The organism is Micromonospora sagamiensis (assembly GCF_014680085.1).
In the GTDB taxonomy this organism is placed as follows: domain Bacteria; phylum Actinomycetota; class Actinomycetes; order Mycobacteriales; family Micromonosporaceae; genus Micromonospora; species Micromonospora inyonensis.
In genome coordinates, this window is the sequence record NZ_AP023438.1 from 5703417 (window position 1) to 5727100 (window position 23684).

A 23684-nucleotide genomic window follows, 5' to 3' on the forward strand; every position below is an offset into this window, starting at 1 on the left:
GTGAGTGCACGTCCGTGTCGCCATCGGTCGCTGCCGGTCGAAGATGCCGGCTCGGATCGATGGCTTCCTCAGTGTTCGGCGGAAATCGATCGGTAGCAAGTTCCGGGCGGGTGGATCATGGCGGACGAAGAGAAGCTCCTCGAACACCTGAAGTGGGTGACCACGGAACTCCGCCAGGCGCACCGGCGCCTGCGGGAACTGGAGGACGCCGAGCCCGAGCCGATCGCCGTCGTCGGCATGGCGTGCCGCTTCCCCGGCGGCGTCAGCTCGCCCGAGGAGCTGTGGGACCTCGTCGCCACCGGCACGGACGCGACCGGGACGTTCCCCACCGACCGCGGCTGGGACCTGGCCGAGCTGTACCACCCGGACCCGGACCACCCGGGCACCTCGTACAGCGACCGGGGCGGCTTCCTGCGCGACGCCGGCCACTTCGATCCCACCCTGTTCGGCATCTCGCCCCGCGAGGCGCTCGCCATGGATCCCCAGCAGCGGCTGCTGCTGGAGACCACCTGGGAGGTCTTCGAGCGCTCCGGCATCGACGTGGGCACCCTGCGCGGCAGCCGTACCGGGGTCTTCGTCGGCACCGCCGGCCAGGACTACGCGTCCGTGCTGCGCCGCCTGCCCGAGGGCGTCGAGGGGTACGTGCTGACCGGCACCGCCGCGAGCGTCATCTCCGGGCGGCTCGCCTACACGTTCGGGCTGGAGGGCCCGGCCGTCACCATCGACACCGCCTGCTCGTCCTCGCTGGTCGCCCTGCACCTGGCCAGCCAGGCCCTGCGGGACGGCGAGTGCACCCTCGCCGTCGCCGGTGGCGTGAGCGTGATGGCCACCCCCGGTGGATTCGTCGAGTTCTCCCGCCAGCGCGGCCTCGCCTCCGACGGGCGCTGCAAGGCGTTCTCCGCCGACGCGGACGGCACCGGCTGGGCCGAGGGCGTCGGCATGGTGCTCGTCGAGCGGCTCTCCGACGCCCGCCGCAACGGCCACCCCGTGCTCGCCGTCATCCGGGGCAGCGCCGTCAACCAGGACGGGGCCAGCAGTGGACTGACCGCCCCGAACGGCCCGGCGCAGCAGCGCGTCATCCGGCAGGCCCTCGACAACGCCCGGCTCACCCCCGCCGACGTCGACGTCGTCGAGGCGCACGGCACCGGCACCCGGCTGGGTGACCCGATCGAGGCCCAGGCCCTGCTCGCCACGTACGGCAGCCAGCGCCCGGCCGACCAGCCGCTCTGGCTCGGCTCCCTGAAGTCGAACCTCGGGCACACCCAGGCGGCGGCCGGCGTGGCCGGCGTGATCAAGATGGTCCTGGCGATGCGCCACGGCGTCCTGCCCCGCACCCTGCACGTCGACCGGCCCACCCCGCACGTCGACTGGACGGCCGGCGCGGTCTCCCTGCTCGCCGAGGCCCGCCCGTGGCCCGAGGTGGACCGGCCGCGCCGGGCCGCCGTCTCGTCGTTCGGCATGAGCGGCACCAACGCCCACCTCGTCCTGGAACAGGCCCCCACGTCCGAACCCGCGACCGACGACGCGCCCGGTGCGCGGACGCTGCCGGCGGTTCCGGTCCTGCTCTCCGCCGCGACCCCCGCCGCGCTCAGCGCGCAGGCCGGCCGCTGGGCGGCCTGGCTGGACAGCGAGACGGACCTGCGCTCCCTGGACGTCGGGTTCGCCTCGGTCACCTCGCGGACCACCCTGGACAGCCGTGTCGTCCTGTCGTCCGCCGGCCGCGACGACCTGCTGGCCGGGCTGCGGGCGCTCGCGGCGGGGGAACCGTCGGGTGCGGTGGTCACCGGTCAGGCGGCCGACCGGGGTCCGCTCGCGGTGCTCTTCTCCGGTCAGGGCGCGCAGCGCGCCGGCATGGGCCGGGAGCTGTACGACGCGTTCCCGGTGTTCGCCGCCGCGCTCGACGAGGTGTGCGGGCACCTCGACCGGGCCCTGCCGCAGCCGTTGAAGACCATCCTCTTCGCCGAGGCGGGTACGCCCGAGGCGGACCTGCTGGACCAGACGGCGTTCACCCAGGCCGGACTGTTCGCGGTCGAGGTGGCGCTGTTCCGCCTGGTGGAGTCGTTCGGGATCGTTCCGGACCTCGTCGGCGGTCACTCGGTCGGGGAGATCGTGGCCGCGCACGTCGCGGGAGTGCTGTCGCTGGAACACGCCTGCGCGCTGGTCGCCGCCCGGGGCCGGTTGATGCAGGCCCTGCCGGCCGGCGGCGGGATGCTCGCGGTGGCCGCGCCGGAAGCCGAGGTGGCCGCCTCGATCGAGGGCCTGACCGACCGGCTCGGCATCGCGGCCGTCAACGGCCCGTCGGCGGTCGTCGTGTCGGGTGCGGTCGAGGCGCTGGACGAGGTGGAACGCCTCTGGCGGGAGCGGGGGGTGCGTACCCGCCGGTTGACCGTCAGCCACGCCTTCCACAGCCCGCTGATGGAACCGATGCTGGCGAAGTTCCGGACCCTGCTGACCCGGCTCACCTTCTCCGCGCCGGTGCTGCCGGTGGTGTCGAACCTGACCGGTACCGTCGCCGACGGCGACGACCTCCGCACCCCCGACTACTGGGTGCGCCACGTCCGCGAGGCGGTCCGGTACGCCGACGGGGTCACCGCGCTGCGCGCCGCCGGGGTCGACACGTTCCTGGAGGTCGGCCCGCAGAGCGTGCTGACCGCGATGACCGCCGACGCCCTGCCCGGCGACGACGACATTCTCGCCGTCGCCGTCCAGCGCCGGGACCGGCCCGAGGTCGCCGGCCTGCTGGGCGCCCTCGCCGAACTGCACGTCCACGGCGTGCCGGTGACCTGGACGGAGTGGTTCACCGACACGGGCGCGTCGCGGGTGGATCTGCCGACGTACGCGTTCCAGCGTGAGCGGTTCTGGCCGGAGGTGGCGTCCTGGCGGGTGGGTGACGTCTCCGCTGCGGGTCTGGGGGTGGCGGGGCATCCGTTGCTGGGTGCGGCGGTGCGGCTGGCTGGTGACGGCGGGGTGGTGTTGACGGGCCGGTTGTCGGTGTCGTCGCATCCGTGGTTGGCCGACCATGTGGTGTCGGGTTCGGTGGTGGTGCCGGGTACGGCGTTGGTGGAGTTGGTGGTGCGGGCCGGTGACGAGGTGGGTGCGTCGCGGGTTCGGGAGTTGACGGTTGTCGCGCCGTTGTCGTTGCCGGCGTCCGGTGGGGTGCGGGTGCAGGTGCGGGTGGGTGACGCCGACGGCGCCGGTGGCCGGGACGTGGCGGTCTACTCGCAGCTCGACGAGGACGCCGACGCCGAGTGGGTCCGGCACGCCGAAGGCGTCCTCGAACCCGCGTCGGCCGACGAGCCGGTCCTGACGGCCTGGCCGCCGGCCGGGGCGTCCGAGGTGGACCTCACCGGCTGGTATCCGGCGTTCGCGGAGCACGGCCTCGCCTACGGGCCGGTGTTCCAGGGGCTGCGTCGGGTGTGGTCGGGCGACGGCGAGGTGTTCGCCGAGGTGGCGCTGCCGCAGGCGGCGGATGGCTCCGGGTTCGGGGTGCATCCGGCGTTGCTGGATGCGACGTTGCATCCGATCGGTCTGCTGGACGCGGGTTCGGGTTCGGGGCCCCGGGTGCCGTTCGCGTTCGAGGGTGTGCAGGTGCACGCCGCCGGGGCCGGTGTCCTGCGGGTGCGGTTGAGTCGTGCCGGTGCCGGTGTGCGTCTGGTGGCGGTGGACGAGTCGGGTGCGCCGGTGGTGTCGGTGGACTCCCTCGTGCTGCGCGAGATGGGTGCGGTCTCCGCGCCGAGCGCGGCCGACCGTTCCCTGTTCGAGGTGACCTGGCACGTCGAGGAGGTCACCCCGGTCGAGGTCGCCGGCTGGACGCTGCTGACGGCCGATGACTCCGGCGTCGACCTGCCGGGGATGCCGGCGTACGCGGATGTGGCGACGCTGCTCGCCGCCGTCGAGGCGGGGGAGTCGTCGCCGGAGGTGGTGCTGCTGCCGGTGCGGGGCACCGCCGGGATCCCGGTGCCGGAGGCGGTTCGGGCGTCGACGGTGGACGTCCTGGCCACCGTGCAGGCGTGGTTGGCCGCTGACGCGCTCGCCGACTCCCGTCTGGTGGTGCTCACCCGGGGGGCGGTGCCGGTCGGCGACGAGAACCGGGTGGTCGACCTGGCGGGTGCGGCGGTGTGGGGTCTGCTGCGGTCGGCGCAGTCGGAGCACCCGGGCCGGATCGTCCTGGCCGACCTGGACGGCGTCCTGGACGCCGACGCCGGTGCGCTGGTCGCGGCGGTGGCCGGTGACCCGGGCCCGACCGGTGGGCAGCTCGCGATCCGCGGCGGCACGGTGCTCGTACCCCGGTTGACCCGCCTCACCGGCGACGACCTGGTGCCCCCGGCGTCGGGCCTCTGGCACCTCGCGCCGGTCACGCCCGGCACGCTGGACGGCGTCGACCTGGTGCCCGCCCCGGCTCCCGCGCTGGGCGCGGGACAGGTGCGGATCGCCGTGCGGGCCACCGGCGTGAACTTCCGCGACGTGTTGATCGCACTCGGCATGTACCCGGATCCGGCGGCCCGGATGGGCAGCGAGGGCGCGGGCATCGTGTTGGAGGTCGGTCCCGACGTCGACGACCTCGTCCCCGGCGACCGGGTCATGGGCATGTTCGAGCCCGGTTTCGGCCCTCAGGTGGTGGCGCAGCGGGAGCGGGTGGCGAGGATCCCCGCCGGCTGGTCGTACGCTCAGGCCGCCTCCGTCCCGCTGGTGTTCCTGACCGCGTACTACGCGCTGCACGACCTGGCGGGTCTGCGGGCCGGTGAGTCGGTGTTGATCCACTCGGGTGCGGGTGGGGTCGGCATGGCGGCGATCCAGCTCGCGCAGCACTTCGGGGCTACCGTCTACGCCACGGCGAGCCCCGGTAAGTGGGGGACGCTGCGGGACCTGGGTGTCGCCGAGGAGCGGATCGCGTCGTCGCGGACGACGGAGTTCGAGGGTGTGTTCCGGGCCGCGTCGGGTGGCGCGGGTGTGGATGTGGTGTTGGATGCGCTCGCGGGTGAGTTCGTGGACGCGTCGCTGCGGCTGCTGCCGCGTGGTGGCCGGTTCGTGGAGATGGGCAAGACCGACGTCCGGGACCCGCAGCTGGTGGCCGAGCAGCACCCGGGCGTGACCTACCGGGCGTTCGACCTGAACGAGGCGGGCGGTGTCCGCATCGGCCAGATGCTGGCCGAGTTGCTGGCCCTGTTCGAGCGGGGTGTGCTGGAGCCGCTGCCGATCCGGGTGTGGGACGTGCGGCAGGCGCGGCAGGCGTTGCGGCACATCAGCCAGGCCCGCCACGTCGGCAAGGTCGTCCTGACCGTGCCGACCCAGATGGATCCGGACGGCACCACGTTGGTCACCGGCGCGTCGGGCACCCTGGCGGGTGTGGTGGCGCGGCATCTGGTCGCCACCGGGCGGTCCCACCGCCTACTGCTGGCGTCGCGTCGCCTTCCCGTCGACGGCAGCGAGTACGCGGCGCTGGTCGCGGAGCTGACCGAGGCGGGCGCGACGGTGACGCCGGTGGCCGTGGACGTGGCCGACCCGCAGCAGGTCGCCGACCTGGTCGCGGGCGTCGACCCGGCGCATCCGCTGACCGCCGTGGTGCACTGCGCGGGGGTGCTCGCCGACGGGACCATCACCTCCCTCGGTACGGACGCCGTGGCCACGGTGCTGCGGCCGAAGGTCGATGCGGCGTGGGTGTTGCACGAGGCGACGGTTGGTCTGGACCTGTCGGCGTTCGTGGTGTTCTCGTCGATCGCGGCGACGCTCGGTTCGCCCGGTCAGGGCAACTATGCGGCGGCGAACGCGTTCCTCGACGCTCTCGCCCAGCACCGGCGGTCGGAGGGCCTGCCGGCCACCAGCATCGGCTGGGGCATGTGGGCCACCACCAGCAGCATGACCGCCCACCTCGACCGGGACGACGAGCAGCGGCTGAGCCGACTCGGCATGAGCGGTCTCACCGCCACCGAGGGTGCCGCCCTGTTCGACGCCGCTACCGCCCGGGCGTTGCCGGCGATCGCGGCGGCCCGCCTCCGGATCACCGGGGACGCCGGGCAGGTCCCGCCGATCCTGCGGCTGCTCGCCCGCGCGGGCGGACGCCGTCAGGCGACCGGTGCGACCGGCACGGGCGGCTCCTCCTGGCGCGACCGGTTGGCCGGGCTGTCGCAGGACGAGGCGCGTCGGCTGTTGGTGGAGTTGGTCTGTGCGCAGGCGGCGGCGGTGCTGGGGCACGTGTCGGCGCAGGCGGTGCCGGGTGGTCGGGCGTTCAAGGAGTTGGGTTTCGACTCGTTGACGTCGGTGGAGTTGCGGAACCGGTTGGCCTCGGCGACCGGGCTGCGGCTGACCGCGACCCTGGTCTTCGACTACCCGACCCCGGAGCGGCTCGCCGAGCACCTGCACGAGCAGTTGGGGCACTCCGTGGCGGCAGCCCCCGCCGCCGCCCGGACCGTCACCGTGCCCGGTGACGACGACCCGATCGCCATCGTCGGCATGGCCTGCCGGTTCCCGGGCGGCGTGTCGAGCCCGGAGCAGCTGTGGAACCTGGTCGTCTCGGGCCGGGACGCGATCGACGGATTCCCGACCGACCGGGGCTGGGACCTCGATACCCTCTACGACCCGGACGCGGACCGGGCGGGGACGTCCACCACCCGGCAGGGTGGCTTCCTGTACGACGCGGCCGAGTTCGACCCTGGCTTCTTCGGCATCTCGCCCCGTGAGGCCCTGGCGATGGATCCGCAGCAGCGGTTGCTGCTGGAGACCTCCTGGGAGGCATTCGAGTACGCCGGCATCGACCCCACCAGCGGACAGGGCACCATCACCGGTGTCTTCATCGGCGCCGCCTCCTCCGGCTACGCCGCCAGCGGCAGCGACGGCCTCGAAGGGCTCGAAGGCCACCTGCTGACCGGCACCGCCGGCAGCGTCGCCTCCGGCCGGGTCGCGTACACGTTCGGTCTGGAGGGGCCGGCGGTGACGGTGGACACGGCGTGTTCGTCGTCGCTGGTGGCGCTGCACCTGGCCGCGCAGGCGCTGCGCTCCGGCGAGTGCGAGATGGCCCTCGCCGGTGGCGTGGCGCTGATGGCCGCTCCCGGCATGTTCTCCGAGTTCTCCCGGCAGGGCGGTCTCGCCCCGGACGGCCGGTGCAAGGCGTTCGCCGGGGGTGCGGACGGCACCGGCTGGGGTGAGGGCGTGGGCATGCTCCTCGTGGAGCGGCTCTCCGACGCCCAACGGCGGGGCCACCGCGTCCTCGCCGTGCTGCGCGGCAGCGCGGTCAACCAGGACGGCGCGTCGAACGGGTTGACCGCGCCGAATGGTCCGTCGCAGCAGCGGGTGATCCGGCAGGCGCTGGCCAACGCCCGCCTGACCACGGCCGACGTGGACGCGGTCGAGGCGCACGGTACGGGTACGACCCTGGGTGACCCGATCGAGGCGCAGGCGCTGCTGGCCACCTACGGGCAGGAGCGGCCGGAGGACCGGCCGCTGTTGCTCGGGTCGATCAAGTCGAACATCGGGCACACGCAGGCTGCGGCCGGGGTGGCCGGTGTGATCAAGATGGTGCTGGCGATGCGGCACGGCCTGGTGCCGCCGACGTTGCACGTGGACGAGCCGTCGCCGCACGTGGACTGGACCACCGGGGCGGTCGCGCTGGCGACGGAGCCGACGCCGTGGCCGGCGGTGGACCGGCCCCGTCGGGCGGCGGTGTCGTCGTTCGGCATCAGCGGCACCAACGCCCACGCCATCATCGAGCAGGCCCCGGCCGACACCCCGGCCCTCCGCCCCGAGCGCCCCACCGCGCTGCCCGGGCTGGTCACCGCCGACGCCGTACCGCTGCCCGTCTCGGCCCGTGGTGCCCGCGCGCTGCGCGACCAGGCGGCGCGGATCCGCGACCACCTCGCCGAGCGGCCGGACCTCGACCTGCTCGACCTCGGGTACTCGCTCGCCACCGGCCGCGCGCACCACCCGTACCGGCAGGTCGTGGTCGCCGCCGACCGCGACGACGCGCTGGCCGGGCTGGCCACGCTGGCCGAGGCCGAACACCCCGCGAGCATCGGCGACGGTACGCCGAAGGTCGTCTTCGTCTTCCCGGGCCAGGGCTCCCAGTGGACCGGCATGGCCCTCGACCTCCTCGACTCCTCGCCGGTCTTCCGGAGCCGGATGGAGGAGTGCGCGGCAGAGCTGTCCCGACTGGTCGACTGGTCCATCGAGGACGTCCTGCGCGGCACGCCGGGTGCCCCGCCGATGGACCGCGTCGACGTCGTCCAGCCGCTGCTCTTCTCCGTCATGGTCTCCCTCGCCGAGGTGTGGAAGGCCTGCGGCGTCCGTCCGGACGCGGTCATCGGTCACTCGCAGGGCGAGATCGCCGCCGCCTGTGCGGCCGGCGCGCTCACTCTCCCCGACGCGATGCGGCTGGTCGTGGCCCGCAGCCGGGGCCTGCTCGCCATCTCCGGGCTCGGCGGTATGGTCTCCGTGCCGCTCTCCGCCGCCGACACCGCGCAGCTCATCGCGCCCTGGGCGGAGAGCCTCTCGGTCGCCGCGCTGAACGGGGCCAGCGTCACCGTTGTCTCCGGCGACGCCACGTCCGTCGCCGAGCTGCTCGCCACCTGCGCCGAGCGCGGCATCCGGGCCCGGCAGATCGCCGTGGACTACGCGTCCCACTGCGGGCACGTCGAGGCGGTCCGCGAGGACCTGGCCGTGGCACTCGGCACGATCGAGTCCCACCCGACCGAGGTGGCCTTCCACTCCACCGTCACCGGCGACCTGATCGACACCACGGAACTGGACGCCGACTACTGGTACCGGAACCTACGCGAGCCGGTCCGCCTCGCTCCCGTCGTCGACGCGCTGATCACTGCCGGCTACCGGACGTTCGTCGAGGTCAGCCCGCACCCCGTGCTCAAGGTGGTGGTGCAGGACGCGCTCGACCGGGCGACCGCCGAACCGGCGGGCCAGCACCCCGCCGCCGGGCAGCCCGGCGTCGTCGTCGGCTCGCTGCGCCGCGACGAGAACGGCCCCCGCCAGCTCCTCGCCGCCCTCGGCGGCCTGCACGCGGCCGGCGTACCGGTCGACTGGGCAGGCGTCTTCGCCGGTTCCGGCGCGTCGCGGGTGGATCTGCCGACGTACGCGTTCCAGCGTGAGCGGTTCTGGCCGGAGGTGGCGTCCTGGCGGGTGGGTGACGTCTCCGCTGCGGGTCTGGGGGTGGCGGGGCATCCGTTGCTGGGTGCGGCGGTGCGGCTGGCTGGTGACGGCGGGGTGGTGTTGACGGGCCGGTTGTCGGTGTCGTCGCATCCGTGGTTGGCCGACCATGTGGTGTCGGGTTCGGTGGTGGTGCCGGGTACGGCGTTGGTGGAGTTGGTGGTGCGGGCCGGTGACGAGGTGGGTGCGTCGCGGGTTCGGGAGTTGACGGTTGTCGCGCCGTTGTCGTTGCCGGCGTCCGGTGGGGTGCGGGTGCAGGTGCGGGTGGGTGAGGCCGACGGCGCCGGTGGCCGGGAGGTGGCGGTCTACTCGCAGCTCGACGACGCCGACGCCGAGTGGGTCCGGCACGCCGAAGGTGTGCTCGAACCGGCCGTCGACGAGGAGCCCGGCCTCACCACGTGGCCGCCGTCGGCCACGGAGATCGATCTGACCGGCTGGTACGACGTGCTCGTCGGCCACGGCCTCGCGTACGGGCCGGTGTTCCGGGGGCTCCGCCGCGTGTGGTCCGGTGACGACGAGGTGTACGCCGAGGTCGTCCTGCCCGACGGCACGGCGGACGTGTCCGGCTTCGGGGTGCACCCCGCGCTCTTCGACGCGGCGCTGCACCCGGTCGGTCTGCTGCTGTCCGGGGACGGGGCATCCGGGCCCCGGGTGCCGTTCGCGTTCGAGGGTGTGCAGGTGCACGCCGCCGGGGCCGGTGTCCTGCGGGTGCGGTTGACTCGTGCCGGTGCCGGTGTGCGTCTGGTGGCGGTGGACGAGTCGGGTGCGCCGGTGGTGTCGGTGGACTCCCTCGTGCTGCGCGAGATGGGTGCGGTCTCCGCGCCGAGCGCGGCCGACCGTTCCCTCTTCGAGGTGACCTGGCAGGCGGAGGAGATCGCACCGACCGGGGAGGTCTCCGGCTGCGTGCTCCTGACCGCCGACGGCCGGACCGATGTTGCCGCCTTCCCCGTCGATCTTCCCGGAATGCCGGCGTACCCGGACGTGGCGACGTTGCTCGCCGTCGTCGAGGCGGGGGGAACCCTGCCGGAGGTGCTGCTGCTGCCGGTGCCGGCGACGGCGACCGGGCCGTCCGTTCCGGCGGCCGTCCGGGCACTGACCTCCGAGGTCCTCGGGACCGTGCAGGCATGGTTGGCCGCTGACGCGCTCGCCGACTCCCGTCTGGTGGTGCTCACCCGTGACGCGGTGGTGGCGCAGCCGGGCGACCCGGCCGGTGACCTTGCCGGCGCGGCGGTGTGGGGTCTGCTGCGGTCGGCGCAGTCGGAGCACCCGGGCCGGATCGTCCTGGCCGACCTGGACGGCGTCCTGGACGCCGACGCCGGTGCGCTGGTCGCGGCGGTCGCCGGTGACCCGGCCCCGACCGGTGGGCAGCTCGCGATCCGCGGCGGCACGGTGCTCGTACCCCGGGTCACCCGGCCCACCGCCGACCGTCTCGTCCCGTCCACCGACCGCTGGCACGTGGCGGCGGTGGAGCCGGGAACGATCGACGGCGTCGACCTGGTGGCCGGCACCGATCTGCCCCTGGCCGCCGGTCAGGTGCGCATCGCGGTGCGCGCGACCGGTGTGAACTTCCGCGACGTCCTCATCGCCCTGGGCATGTACCCGGATTCCACCGCGGTGATGGGCAGTGAGGGCGCGGGTGTCGTGCTGGAGGTCGGTCCGGGCGTCGACGGTCTCGTTGTCGGGGACCGGGTGTTCGAGTTGTTCGAGCCCGGTTTCGGCCCGCAGGTGGTCGCCCAGCGGGACCGGATCGCGCGGGTCCCGGCGGGCTGGTCGTTCACCGAGGCCGCCTCGGTGCCGGTGGTGTTCCTGACCGCGTACTACGCGTTGCACGACCTGGCCGGTCTGCGGGCCGGTGAGTCGGTGCTGATCCACTCGGGTGCGGGTGGGGTCGGCATGGCGGCGATCCAGCTCGCGCAGCACTTCGGGGCTACCGTCTACGCCACGGCGAGCCCTGGCAAGTGGGACAGCCTTCGGGCGCTGGGTGTCGCCGAGGAGCGGATCGCGTCGTCGCGGACGACGGAGTTCGAGCAGGCGTTCACGTCGGTGTCCGGTGGGGCCGGTGTGGACGTGGTGCTCGATGCGCTCGCGGGTGAGTTCGTGGACGCGTCGCTGCGGCTGCTGCCGCGTGGTGGCCGGTTCGTGGAGATGGGCAAGACCGACGTCCGCGACCCGGAACTCGTCGCCGAGCAGCACCCGGGCGTGACCTACCAGGCGTTCGAACTCAACCAGGCCGGCGGAGCCCGCATCGGGCAGATGCTGGCCGAGTTGCTGGCCCTCTTCGAGCAGGGCGCGTTGAAGCCGCTGCCGACCCGGGTGTGGGACGTGCGGCAGGCCCGGCAGGCGTTGCGGCACATCAGCCAGGCCCGCCACGTCGGCAAGGTCGTCCTCACCGTGCCCGCCCAGCCGGACCCGGACGGCACCACGCTGGTCACCGGCGCGTCGGGCACCCTCGCCGGTGTCGTCGCCCGGCACCTGGTCGCCACCGGGCGGTCCCACCGCCTGCTGCTGGCGTCGCGTCGCCTTCCCGCCGACGGCAGCGACTACGCGGCGCTGGTCGCGGAGCTGACCGAGGCGGGCGCGTCCGTGACCACGGTCGCGGCGGACGTCGCCGACCCGGCGCAGGTCGCCGACCTGGTCGCGGGGGTGGATGCCGCCCACCCGCTGACCGCCGTGGTGCACTGCGCCGGAGTGATCGCCGACGCCACGATCGGATCCCTGGACGCGGACGCCCTGGCCACCGTCATGCGGCCGAAGGTCGACGCGGCGTGGGTGTTGCACGAGGCGACCGCCGGTCTGGACCTGTCGGCGTTCGTGGTGTTCTCGTCGATCGCGGCGACGCTCGGTTCGCCCGGTCAGGGCAACTACGCGGCGGCGAACGCGTTCCTCGACGCCCTCGCCCAGCACCGGCGGGCCCACGGCCTCCCGGCCACCAGCCTCGCCTGGGGGCTCTGGGCCACCACCAGCAGCATGACCGCCCACCTCGACGCCAACGAGCACCGGCGCGCCATCCGCGCCGGCAGCGCCCCGCTCACCGACGCCGAAGGGCTCGCCCTCTACGACGCCGCGCAGCGGCACGGCGGCGCGCACGTCGTCCTGATGAAGGTGCCGGCGGTCGCGGAGGGGCCGGACGCGGACCGGGTGCCCGCGCTGCTGCGGGACCTCGTGCGGCAGCCCCGCACCCGACGGCGCTCGGCGGCGCGCAACACCGCCGACCTGTCGGTGGCCGAGCGGCTCGCCGCGCTCAGCCCGGTCGAACGGCGCGGTCAGCTCCTCGACCTGGTCGCCGGCAGCGTCGCGGCGGTGCTGGGTCACCGCTCGGCGGACACCGTCGACCCGCTGCGACCGTTCAAGGAGATCGGCTTCGACTCGCTGACCTCGGTCGAGCTGCGCAACCGGCTCGCCTCGGCCACCGGGCTGCGGCTGCCGGCGACCGTCGCGTTCGACTACCCGACGCCCGTCGTGCTCGCCGACTTCCTCGACCGCGAGATCGGTGGCCGGGCCGCCCCGGCACCGTCCCCGGCCACCGTCACGACGACCGACGTCGACGAGCCGATCGCCATCGTCGGCATGGCCTGCCGCTTCCCCGGCGACGTGCAGACCCCCGAGCAGCTCTGGGACCTGGTCACGGCGGGGGCCGACGTCATCGCGCCGTTCCCGACCGACCGCGGCTGGGACGTCGCCGCCCTGCGCACCGACGCCGGGGACGGCACCGCCGTCCCGAGCAACGGCGGCTTCCTCTACGACGCCGCCGACTTCGACGCCGCCTTCTTCGGCATCAGCCCCCGCGAGGCCCTGGCGATGGACCCGCAGCAGCGGCTGCTGCTGGAGACCTCGTGGGAGGCGTTCGAACGGGCCGGCATCGACCCGCTCACCGCACGGGGCAGCAGCACCGGCGTCTACGTCGGCCTCATCTACCACGACTACGCCGGCAAGGCGCTCGGCACCTCCGACGAACTCGACGGGTACGTGGGCAACGGCAGCGCCGGCAGCGTCGCCTCCGGCCGGATCTCGTACCTCTTCGGCCTGGAGGGGCCGGCGGTCACCGTCGACACCGCCTGCTCGTCGTCGCTGGTCGCGCTGCACCTGGCCGCCCAGGCGCTGCGGCAGAACGAGTGCGGGCTCGCCCTCGCCGGTGGCGTCAGCGTCATGTCCACCCCCGGCATGCTCGCCGAGTTCTCCCGCCAGCGCGGCCTGTCGCCCGACGGGCGGTGCAAGGCCTTCGGCGCGGGTGCCGACGGCACCGGGTTCGCCGAGGGCGTCGGCATGCTGCTGCTGGAGCGTCTCTCCGACGCCCAGCGCAACGGGCGGCGCATCCTCGCCGTCGTCCGGGGCAGCGCCGTCAACCAGGACGGGGCCAGTAGCGGGCTCACCGCCCCGAACGGTCCGTCGCAGCAGCGGGTGATCCGGCAGGCCCTCGCCAACGCCCGGCTCACCCCCGCCGACGTGGACGCCGTCGAGGCCCACGGCACCGGCACCGCCCTCGGTGACCCGATCGAGGCCCAGGCCCTGCTGGCCACCTACGGGCAGGACCGGCCGGAGGACCGGCCGCTGCTGCTCGGCTCGATCAAGTCGAACATCGGCCACGCCCAGGCGGCGGCCGGTGTGGCCGGTGTGATCAAGATGGTCCTGGCGATGAGGCACGGGCTGCTGCCGGCGACCCTGCACGTGGCCGAGCCGTCCCCGCACGTCGACTGGTCGGCCGGTGCGGTCGAGCTGCTGGCCGAGCCCCGCCCCTGGCCGCAGCTGGACCGGCCCCGCCGGGCCGCCGTCTCCTCGTTCGGCATCTCCGGCACCAACGTCCACACCATCCTCGAACAGGCACCCGAGGCGGCACCGGCCGCGTCGGCGCCGGCCGTCTCCGGTGACCTGACCACCCCGTGCGTGCTCTCCGCCCGTACCGGTCCGGCCCTCCGTGGGCAGGCCCACCGGCTCCGCACCTGGCTGGCGGAGAACCCCGGCGTCGCCCTGCCCGACCTCGGCCACGCGCTGGCCACCGGCCGCTCCGCCTTCGAGCACCGGGCGGTGCTGCTGCCCCGGGACCGGCAGAGTCTCCTCGCCGGTCTCGACACGATCGTCGACGACCAGCCCTCCTCCATCGTGGTACGCGGTACGGCCCGCACCGCCCGGCTCGCCGTCCTCTTCTCCGGTCAGGGCGCGCAGCGCGCCGGCATGGGCCGGGAGCTGTACGGGGCGTTCCCGGTGTTCGCCGCCGCCCTGGACGAGGTCTGCGGCCACCTGGACGCGTTGCTGCCGCAGCCGCTGCGCGAGGTGCTCTTCGCCACCGAGGGCTCGCCGGAGGCGGAGCTGCTGGACCAGACCGTCTTCACGCAGACCGGGCTGTTCGCCGTCGAGGTGGCGCTGTTCCGCCTGGTCGAGTCCTTCGGGATCGTCCCCGACTTCGTCGGCGGTCACTCGATCGGTGAGATCACGGCCGCGCACGTGGCCGGGGTGCTCTCGCTGGCGGATGCGTGTGCGCTGGTGGCCGCCCGGGGCCGGTTGATGCAGGCCCTGCCGGCGGGTGGGGGCATGCTGGCGGTGGCCGCCCGGGAGTCCGAGGTCACGCCGACGCTTGCCGGTCTAACCGACCGGGTCGGGGTCGCGGCGGTCAACGGTCCGAACGCGGTGGTCGTCTCCGGTGCGGTCGAGGCTCTCGACGAGGTGGAGCGCCTCTGGCGGGAGCGGGGTGCGCGGACGCGCCGACTGCGGGTGAGCCACGCGTTCCACAGCCCGTTGATGGAGCCGATGCTCGACGAGTTCCGGACCGTGGTCGAGGGGTTGACCTTCGACGCGCCGTCGCTGCCGGTGGTGTCGAACCTGACCGGGGCGCTCGCGGACGCCGTCGAGATCCGTACCGCCGACTACTGGGTGCGGCACGTCCGCGAGGCGGTCCGCTTCGCCGACGGCATCGGCTACCTGCGACAGCGCAACGTCGGCACCTACCTGGAGGTCGGGCCGGACGGTGTCCTCGCCGGTATGACCCAGGACTGCCTCGCCGAGGGCGGGGCCGACGGCAGCGGCCCGGTGGTGGTACCGATCCTGCGCAGGGGCCGTACCGAGGCGTCCGCCCTGCTCGCGGCCCTCGCCGAGGCGTACGTCGGTGGCGTCGCCGTCGACTGGACCCCGCTGACCGCCGGCTCCGGCAACCGGCTGGACCTGCCGACGTACGCGTTCCAGCGGGAGCGGTTCTGGCCGGAGGTGGTGGCCTGGCGTGCGGGTGACGTGTCGGGTGCGGGGCTGGCGGCGGCGGAGCATCCGTTGCTGGGTGCGGCCGTCCGGCTGGCCGGTGACGACGGGGTGGTGTTGACGGGCCGGTTGTCGGTGTCGACGCATCCGTGGCTCGCCGACCATGTGGTGTCGGGTTCGGTGCTGGTGCCGGGTACGGCGCTGGTGGAGCTGGTGGTGCGGGCCGGCGACGAGGTCGGTGCCTCCCGGGTACGCGAACTGACGGTCGCCGCGCCGTTGTCGTTGCCGGCCTCCGGCGGGGTGCGGGTGCAGGTGCGCGTGGGCGCGATCGAGGCCGGTGGACGGGACGTCGCCGTGTACTCGCAGCCCGACGACGACGCGGACGCCGAGTGGATCCGGCACGCCGAGGGTGTGCTGGAGCCCACCACGGATGACGAGCCGGCGATCGACGTGTGGCCCCCGTCGGCCACCGAGACCGATCTGACCGGCTGGTACGACGCGCTGGTGGGTCACGGCCTGTCGTACGGGCCGGTGTTCCAGGGGCTGCGTCGGGTGTGGTCGGGCGACGGCGAGGTGTTCGCCGAGGTGGCCCTGTCGCAGGAGGCGGCGGACGTGTCCGGCTTCGGCGTGCACCCGGCGTTGTTGGACGCGGCGTTGCATCCGATCGGATTGCTGGACGCGGGGAGTGGCCCGCGGGTGCCGTTCGCGTTCGAGGGTGTGCAGGTGCACGCCTCGGGGGCACGGGTGCTGCGGGTGCGGTTGAGTCGTGCCGGCGCCGGTGTGCGTCTGGTGGCGGTGGACGAGTCGGGTGCGCCGGTGGTGTCGGTGGACTCCCTCGTCCTGCGGGAGCTGACCGGTGTGGCCGCCGCCCCGGGGGCGGCCTCCCGGTCGCTGTTCGAGGTCACCTGGGAGACCGAGGACGTCACGCCGGCCGGAGGACCGACCGGCTGGGCCCTGCTGGGTGCCCCGGACGTCACCGCTACCCTGCCCGCCGCCCCGGTCTACACCGACGTGGCGGAGCTGGTGTCCGCCGTGGCGGCGGGAGACACCGCGCCCGAGGTGGTGCTGCTGACGGTGCGCGGTGCCGTCGACGCCCCGGTGCCGCAGGCGGTGCGGGCCCTGACCGACCAGGTCCTGACGACGGTGCAGGCGTGGCTCGCCGCTGACGGGCTGACCGACTCCCGGCTGGTGGTGGCTACCCGCGGTGCGGTGGCCGCACAGGACGACGAGCGGGTGGTCGACCTGGCGGGTGCGGCGGTGTGGGGTCTGCTGCGGTCGGCGCAGTCGGAACACCCGGACCGGATCGTGCTCGCCGACACCGACGAGACCATCGACGCGCGGGCGCTCGGCGTGCTGGCAACCGTCGCGGCGGACCCGTCCACTGTCGGCGGACAGCTCGTGATACGGGGCGACCGGGTGTACGTGCCCCGGCTCGTCCGGCAGGTGGGCACGGAACTGACCCCGCCGGCCGACGGCCCGTGGCACGTTGCCGCGGTACGTCCCGGCACCCTGGACGGCGTCGAGATCGTCCCGACCTCGCCGGTCGACCTGGCTCCCGGCGAGGTCCGCATCGCGGTACGCGCGACCGGCGTGAACTTCCGCGACGTGCTCATGGCGCTCGGCATGTACCCGGACCCGGATGCGGTGATGGGCAGCGAGGGCGCGGGCATCGTGCTGGAGGTCGGTCCGGGCGTCGACGGTCTCGCCCCCGGGGACCGGGTGTTCGGGTTGTTCGAGCCCGGTTTCGGCCCGCAGGTGGTGGCGCAGCGGGAGCGGATCGCACGGATCCCCGCCGGCTGGTCGTTCGTCGAGGCGGCCTCGGTGCCGGTGGTCTTCCTGACCGCCTACTACGGGTTGCGCGTCCTGGCCGGTCTGCGCGCGGGTGAGTCGGTGCTGGTCCACTCGGGTGCGGGTGGGGTGGGCATGGCGGCGATCCAGCTGGCGCAGCATTTCGGTGCGACGGTGTACGCCACGGCGAGTCCTGGCAAGTGGGACAGCCTTCGGGCGCTGGGTGTCGCTGAGGAGCGGATCGCGTCGTCGCGGACGACGGAGTTCGAGGGTGTGTTCCGGGCCGCGTCGGGTGGCGCGGGTGTGGATGTGGTGTTGGATGCGCTCGCGGGTGAGTTCGTGGACGCGTCGTTGCGGTTGCTGCCGCGTGGTGGCCGGTTTGTGGAGATGGGCAAGACCGACGTCCGTGACGCCGAGGTGGTGGCGGAGCAGCATCCGGGGGTGACCTATCGGGCGTTCGACCTGAACGAGGCTGGTGGGGCGCGGATCGGGCAGATGCTGGCCGAGTTGCTGGCCCTGTTCGAGCAGGGCGCGTTGAAGCCGCTGCCGGTGCGGGTGTGGGAGGTGCGGCAGGCGCGGCAGGCGTTGCGGCACATCAGCCAGGCCCGCCACGTCGGCAAGGTCGTTCTGACCGTGCCCGCCCAGATGGACCCGGACGGCACCACGTTGGTCACCGGCGCGTCTGGTGCCCTGGCCGGTGTCGTCGCCCGGCACCTGGTCACCACGGGGCGGGCGAACCGCCTGCTGCTGGCTTCCCGCCGCCTGCCTGCCGACGGCAGCGACTACGCGGCGCTGGTCGCGGAGCTGACCGAGGCGGGCGCGACGGTGACGCCGCTGGCCGTGGACGTGTCCGACCCGCAGCAGGCCGCTGCCCTGGTCGCGGGGGTGGACGCCGCCCACCCGTTGACCGCCGTGGTGCACTGCGCCGGCACCGTCGCCGACGCGACCATCACCTCCCTCGACGCGGACGCCCTGTCGACGGTGCTGCGGCCCAAGGTGGACGCGGCGTGGGTGTTGCACGAGGCGACGGCTGGTCTGGACCTGTCGGCGTTCGTGGTGTTCTCGTCGATCGCGGCGACGCTCGGTTCGCCCGGCCAGGGCAACTACGCGGCGGCGAACGCGTTCCTCGACGCTCTCGCCCAGCACCGGCGGGCGGAGGGCCTGCCGGCCACCAGCATCGGCTGGGGCATGTGGGCCACGGGTGGCATGGCCGCGCGTCTCAGCTCCGACGACCGGCAGCGGCTGGGCCGGCTCGGCATGAGCGGTCTCACCGCCACCGAGGGCGCCACGCTGTTCGACGCCGCGATCGCCGGCAGGCCGCCGACGGTGGTGGCCGCGCGGCTGCGGATCACCGGGGAGCCCGCGCAGGTCCCGCCGATCCTGCGTCGGTTGGCCCGGACCGGGGCACGCCGGCAGTCGCGCTCGGTCGAGACCGGCGCGGGTACGGGCTGGTCGGAGCGGTTGGCCGGGCTGTCGCAAGACGAGGCGCGTCGGCTGTTGGTGGAGTTGGTCTGTGCGCAGGCGGCGGCGGTGCTGGGGCATGCGTCGGCGCAGGCGGTGCCGGGTGGTCGGGCGTTCAAGGAGTTGGGTTTCGACTCGTTGACGTCGGTGGAGTTGCGGAACCGGTTGGCCTCGGCGACCGGGCTGCGGCTGACCGCGACCCTGGTCTTCGACTACCCGACCCCGGAGCGGCTCGCCGAGCACCTGCACGAGCAGTTGGGGCACTCCGTGGCGGCAGCCCCCGCCGCCACCCGGACCGTCACCGTGCCCGGTGACGACGACCCGATCGCCATTGTCGGCATGGCCTGCCGGTTCCCGGGCGGCGTGTCGAGCCCGGAGCAGCTGTGGAACCTGGTCGTCTCGGGTCGGGACGCGATCGACGGATTCCCGACCGACCGGGGCTGGGACCTCGATACCCTCTACGACCCGGACGCGGACCGGGCGGGGACGTCCACCACCCGGCAGGGTGGGTTCCTGTACGACGCGGCCGAGTTCGACCCCGAGTTCTTCGGCATCTCGCCCCGTGAGGCCCTGGCGATGGACCCGCAGCAGCGGCTCCTGTTGGAGACCTCGTGGGAGGCGTTCGAGTCCGCCGGCCTCGACCCGCGCGACACCAGGGTCACCACCGGTGTGTTCGCCGGGCTCATCCACCACGACTACGCGGGCCGGTTGGAGGCGTCCGAGGAACTGGAGGGCTACCTCGTCAACGGCACCGCCGGCAGCGTCGCCTCCGGCCGTGTGGCGTACGTGTTCGGTCTGGAGGGGCCGGCGGTCACCGTCGACACCGCGTGTTCGTCGTCGCTGGTCGCCCTGCACCTGGCCGCGCAGGCGCTGCGGTCCGGGGAGTGTGATCTCGCGCTGGCCGGCGGCGTGACCGTGATGGCCACCCCCAGCGCCTTCGTCGGCTTCTCCCGGCAGCGGGGTCTCGCCCCGGACGGCCGGTGCAAGGCGTTCGCCGGCTGTGCGGACGGCACCGGCTGGGGTGAGGGCGTGGGCATGCTCCTCGTGGAGCGGCTCTCCGACGCCCAACGGCGCGGGCACCGCGTCCTCGCCGTGCTGCGCGGCAGCGCGGTCAACCAGGACGGCGCGTCCAACGGGCTCACCGCGCCGAACGGCCCCGCCCAGCAGCGGGTGATCCGGCAGGCCCTGGCCAACGCCCGGTTGACCACCGCCGACGTGGACGCGGTCGAAGCCCATGGCACGGGCACCACCCTGGGTGACCCGATCGAGGCGCAGGCGCTGCTGGCCACGTACGGGCAGGATCGGCCGGGGGACCGGCCGTTGCTGTTGGGGTCGATCAAGTCGAACATCGGTCACACCCAGGCCGCTGCCGGTGTCGCGGGCATCATCAAGATGGTCATGGCGATGCGGCACGGCCTCATGCCGCCGACCCTGCACGTGGACGAGCCGTCCCCGCACGTGGACTGGACCGCCGGGGCGGTCGCGCTGGCCACCGAGGCGACGCCGTGGCCGGCGGTGGGCCGGCCCCGCCGGGCGGCGGTCTCCTCGTTCGGTATCTCCGGCACCAACGCGCACGTGATCATCGAGCAGCCGCCGGTGACGGACGCGGTCGAGGCCGTCGAGCCGCTGGTGCCGGCGGTGACCCCGGTGCTGCTGTCGGCGCGGTCGGAGACGGCCCTCGCCGCGCAGGCAGGCCGGTGGGCCGACTGGCTGGCGGCTGATGAGGCGTTGCGTCCGGTGGACGTGGGTTGGTCGTCGGTGACCACGCGTCCGGCTCTGGAGCACCGCGCGGTGCTCACGGCGACCGACCGGGCTGGGCTGGTCGTCGGGCTGCGCGCTCTCGCCGCAGGTGAGCCGTCCGGCACGGTGGTGACCGGCACGACTGCCCAGCGTGGTCAGGTGGCGCTGTTGTTCTCGGGCCAGGGTGCGCAGCGTGCCGGCATGGGCCGGGACCTGTACGAGACGTTCCCGGTGTTCGCGTCGGCGTTGGACGAGGTGTGTGGTCACCTGGATCCGCTGTTGCCGCAGCCGTTGAAGCAGGTGTTGTTCGCCGGGGCGGGTTCGCCGGAGGCGGGGTTGTTGGATCAGACGGTGTTCACGCAGGCTGGCCTGTTCGCGGTCGAGGTGGCGTTGTTCCGTCTGGTGGAGTCGTTCGGTGTGGTGCCGGACTTCGTGGGTGGTCATTCGATCGGTGAGATCACCGCCGTGTACGTGGCGGGGGTGTTGTCGCTGGCGGATGCGTGTGCTCTGGTGGCGGCGCGGGGTCGGTTGATGCAGGCGTTGCCGTCCGGTGGCGGGATGCTGGCGGTGGCCGCGTCCGAGGAGGCTGTCGTCGAGACGCTCGCCGGTCTGACCGACCGGGTCGGGATCGCTGCGGTCAACGGCCCGGACGCGGTGGTCGTCTCGGGTGCGGTCGACGCGCTCGACGAGCTGGAGGCAAGCTGGCGGGAGCGGGGTGTGCGGACGCGTCGGTTGACGGTGAGTCACGCGTTCCACAGTCCGTTGATGGAGCCGATGCTCGACGAGTTCCGGGCCGTGGTCGAGGGGCTGAGCTTCGCCGCGCCGTTGCTGCCGGTGGTGTCGAACCTGACCGGGGCGCTCGCCGACGCCGACGAGTTCCACGACCCGGGCTACTGGGTCCGCCACGTGCGGGAGACCGTCCGCTTCGCCGACGGGGTCACCGTGCTCCGCAAGGCGGGCGTGGACACGTTCCTGGAGATCGGGCCGCAGAGTGTGCTGACCGCGATGGCCGCCGACGTGCTCCCCGGCGACGGGGACGTGCTCGCGGTGGCCGTCCAACGTCGGGACCGTGCCGAGGCCGCCGCGCTGCTGACCGCCCTGGGTGAGCTGCACGTGCACGGCCTGCCGGTCCGGTGGGCGCCGTGGTTCACCGACGCGCGTCGGGTGGACCTGCCGACGTACGCGTTCCAGCACCAGCGGTTCTGGCCCGAGCCGGTCAGCCGCCCGAGGGGCCCGGTCGTGGACGCGGGAGACGCCGAGTTCTGGGCCGCCGTCGAAGGTGGCGACCTGACCGTCCTCGCCGACCAGCTCGGTACGGACGCGGTGGACGCCCTCACCCCGGCCCTGCCCGCCCTCACCTCCTGGCGGAAGGCCCGGACCCGCGACGCGGCGGTGAACGGCTGGTCGTACCAGGTGGGATGGCGGCGGATCGACCTCGGTGACCCGGCGACGGCGGCGGGCGGATGGCTGCTCGTCGGCCCCGACGGCGACCCGGCGGGGGAGCAGGTGGCCGCCGCGCTGACCGTTGCCGGCGGGGACGTCCGGCGCCTGGTCGTCGACCCGGCCACCGCCACCCGTGGCGGACTGACCCGGCGGTTGACCACCGCTCTGGCCGACGGGCCGGTCACCGGCGTGGTCTCCCTGCTCGGCCTGGCCGACGGGCCGCACCCGGGGCAGCCGGCCGTGCCGGCCGGTGTCGCGGCCACCCTGCTGCTGGTCCAGGCGCTGCACGACGCCGGTGCGACGACCCCGCTGTGGTGCGTCACCCGGGGTGCGGTCGGCACCGGCGACGACGACCCGGCGCGCAGCGCCGCCCAGGGTGCCCTCTGGGGGATGGGCCGGGTCGCCGGCCTCGAACTGCCGCAGCTCCGGGTGGGCCTGCTGGACCTGCCCGAACGGGACGCCGACCCGGTCCGGCTGGCGGCGGCGCTCACCGCCGCCGGGGACGAGGACCAGCTCGCGGTCCGGCCGACCGGCGTGTACGCGCGCCGGCTGACCCGGGCCACCCCCGCCGACCCGGCGGCGGCCGAGCGCTGGCGGCCCTCCGGCACCGTGCTGGTCACCGGCGGCACCGGCGCGCTCGGCGCGCACGTGGCCCGCTGGGCAGCCGGCAACGGTGCCGCGCACCTGGTGCTGACCAGCCGGCGTGGCGACGCCGCCCCCGGCGCGACGGAGCTGCGCGACGAGCTGACCGCCCTCGGGGCCCGGGTCACCCTCGCCGCCTGCGACGTGGCCGACCGGGACGCGGTGGCCGCGCTGCTCGTCCGGATCGACGACGACCCGGAACCGTTGACCGCGGTGGTGCACGCCGCCGGGCTGAACGACGTGGCCCCGCTGGTCGACACCGACCTGGACCGGCTGGCCGGCGTGATGGCCGGCAAGATCGCCGGGGCGGTGCACCTCGACGAGCTGCTCGGCGACCGTCCGCTCGACGCGTTCGTCCTCTTCGCCTCGATCGCCGGGGTGTGGGGCAGCGGCGGGCAGGCCGGCTACGCGGCCGGCAACGCGTACCTCGACGCCCTGGCCGAGCGGCGACGTGCCCGGGGACTCGCCGCCACCTCGGTGGCGTGGGGTCCGTGGGCGGACGGCGGCATGGCCACCGACGACGCCCAGCGGGAACTGGCCCGGCGCGGGCTGCGGGCCATGTCGCCGGAGGACGCGGTGCACGCCCTGCGGGTGGCCGTCGGCCGTAACCGGCCCTGCCTCACCGTGGTCGACGTGGACTGGGCGACGTTCGCCCCGGCGTACGAGTCGGCCGGACCGCGTCCGCTCCTGGCCGACCTGCCGGAGGCCCGTCAGGCCGCCGGCCCGGCCGAGGACACCGCGCCGGCCGACGGCGGCCGGTCGCTGCGCGAGCGGCTGCTCGCCCTGCCCGGCGACGAGCGGGAGCGGCACCTGACCGACCTGGTCCGCGCCGAGGCGGCGGCCGTGCTCGGCCACACCGGTCCCGAGCTGGTCAAGCCGAGGCGGGCGTTCAAGGAACTGGGCTTCGACTCGCTGACCGCCGTGGAGCTGCGCAACCGGCTCACCCGGGTCACCGGCCTGTCCCTGCCCACCACGCTGGTCTTCGACTATCCCGACCCGGCCACCGTCGCCGGGCACCTGCTCATCGAGCTGGTCCCCGAGACGCAGCGGGAGGAGACGGCCGACCCGGCGGAGACGGCGGTGCGGCAGGCGCTCGCCACCATCCCGTTGGCCCGCATCCGCGAGGCCGGACTGCTGGACCTGCTGCTCACCCTCGCCGACGGCGACGACACCGACCACGCCTCCACCGACGAGGGCGTCGACATCGACGAGATGGACGCCGACACCCTCATCAGGCTGGCGCTCGACGGCTCCGAGTCCTGACCCTTGTCCCACGT

At 74.3% G+C, this 23684-nt stretch carries 1 protein-coding gene; it reads left to right on the forward strand.

Annotated elements, in window-relative coordinates; genetic code table 11:
- Window positions 1–117 precede the first annotated feature (117 nt).
- Window positions 118–23670, forward strand: coding sequence for a type I polyketide synthase (locus tag IGA62_RS30280; RefSeq protein WP_190289209.1), 23553 nt, complete (start codon window positions 118–120; stop codon window positions 23668–23670).
- Window positions 23671–23684 lie beyond the last annotated feature (14 nt).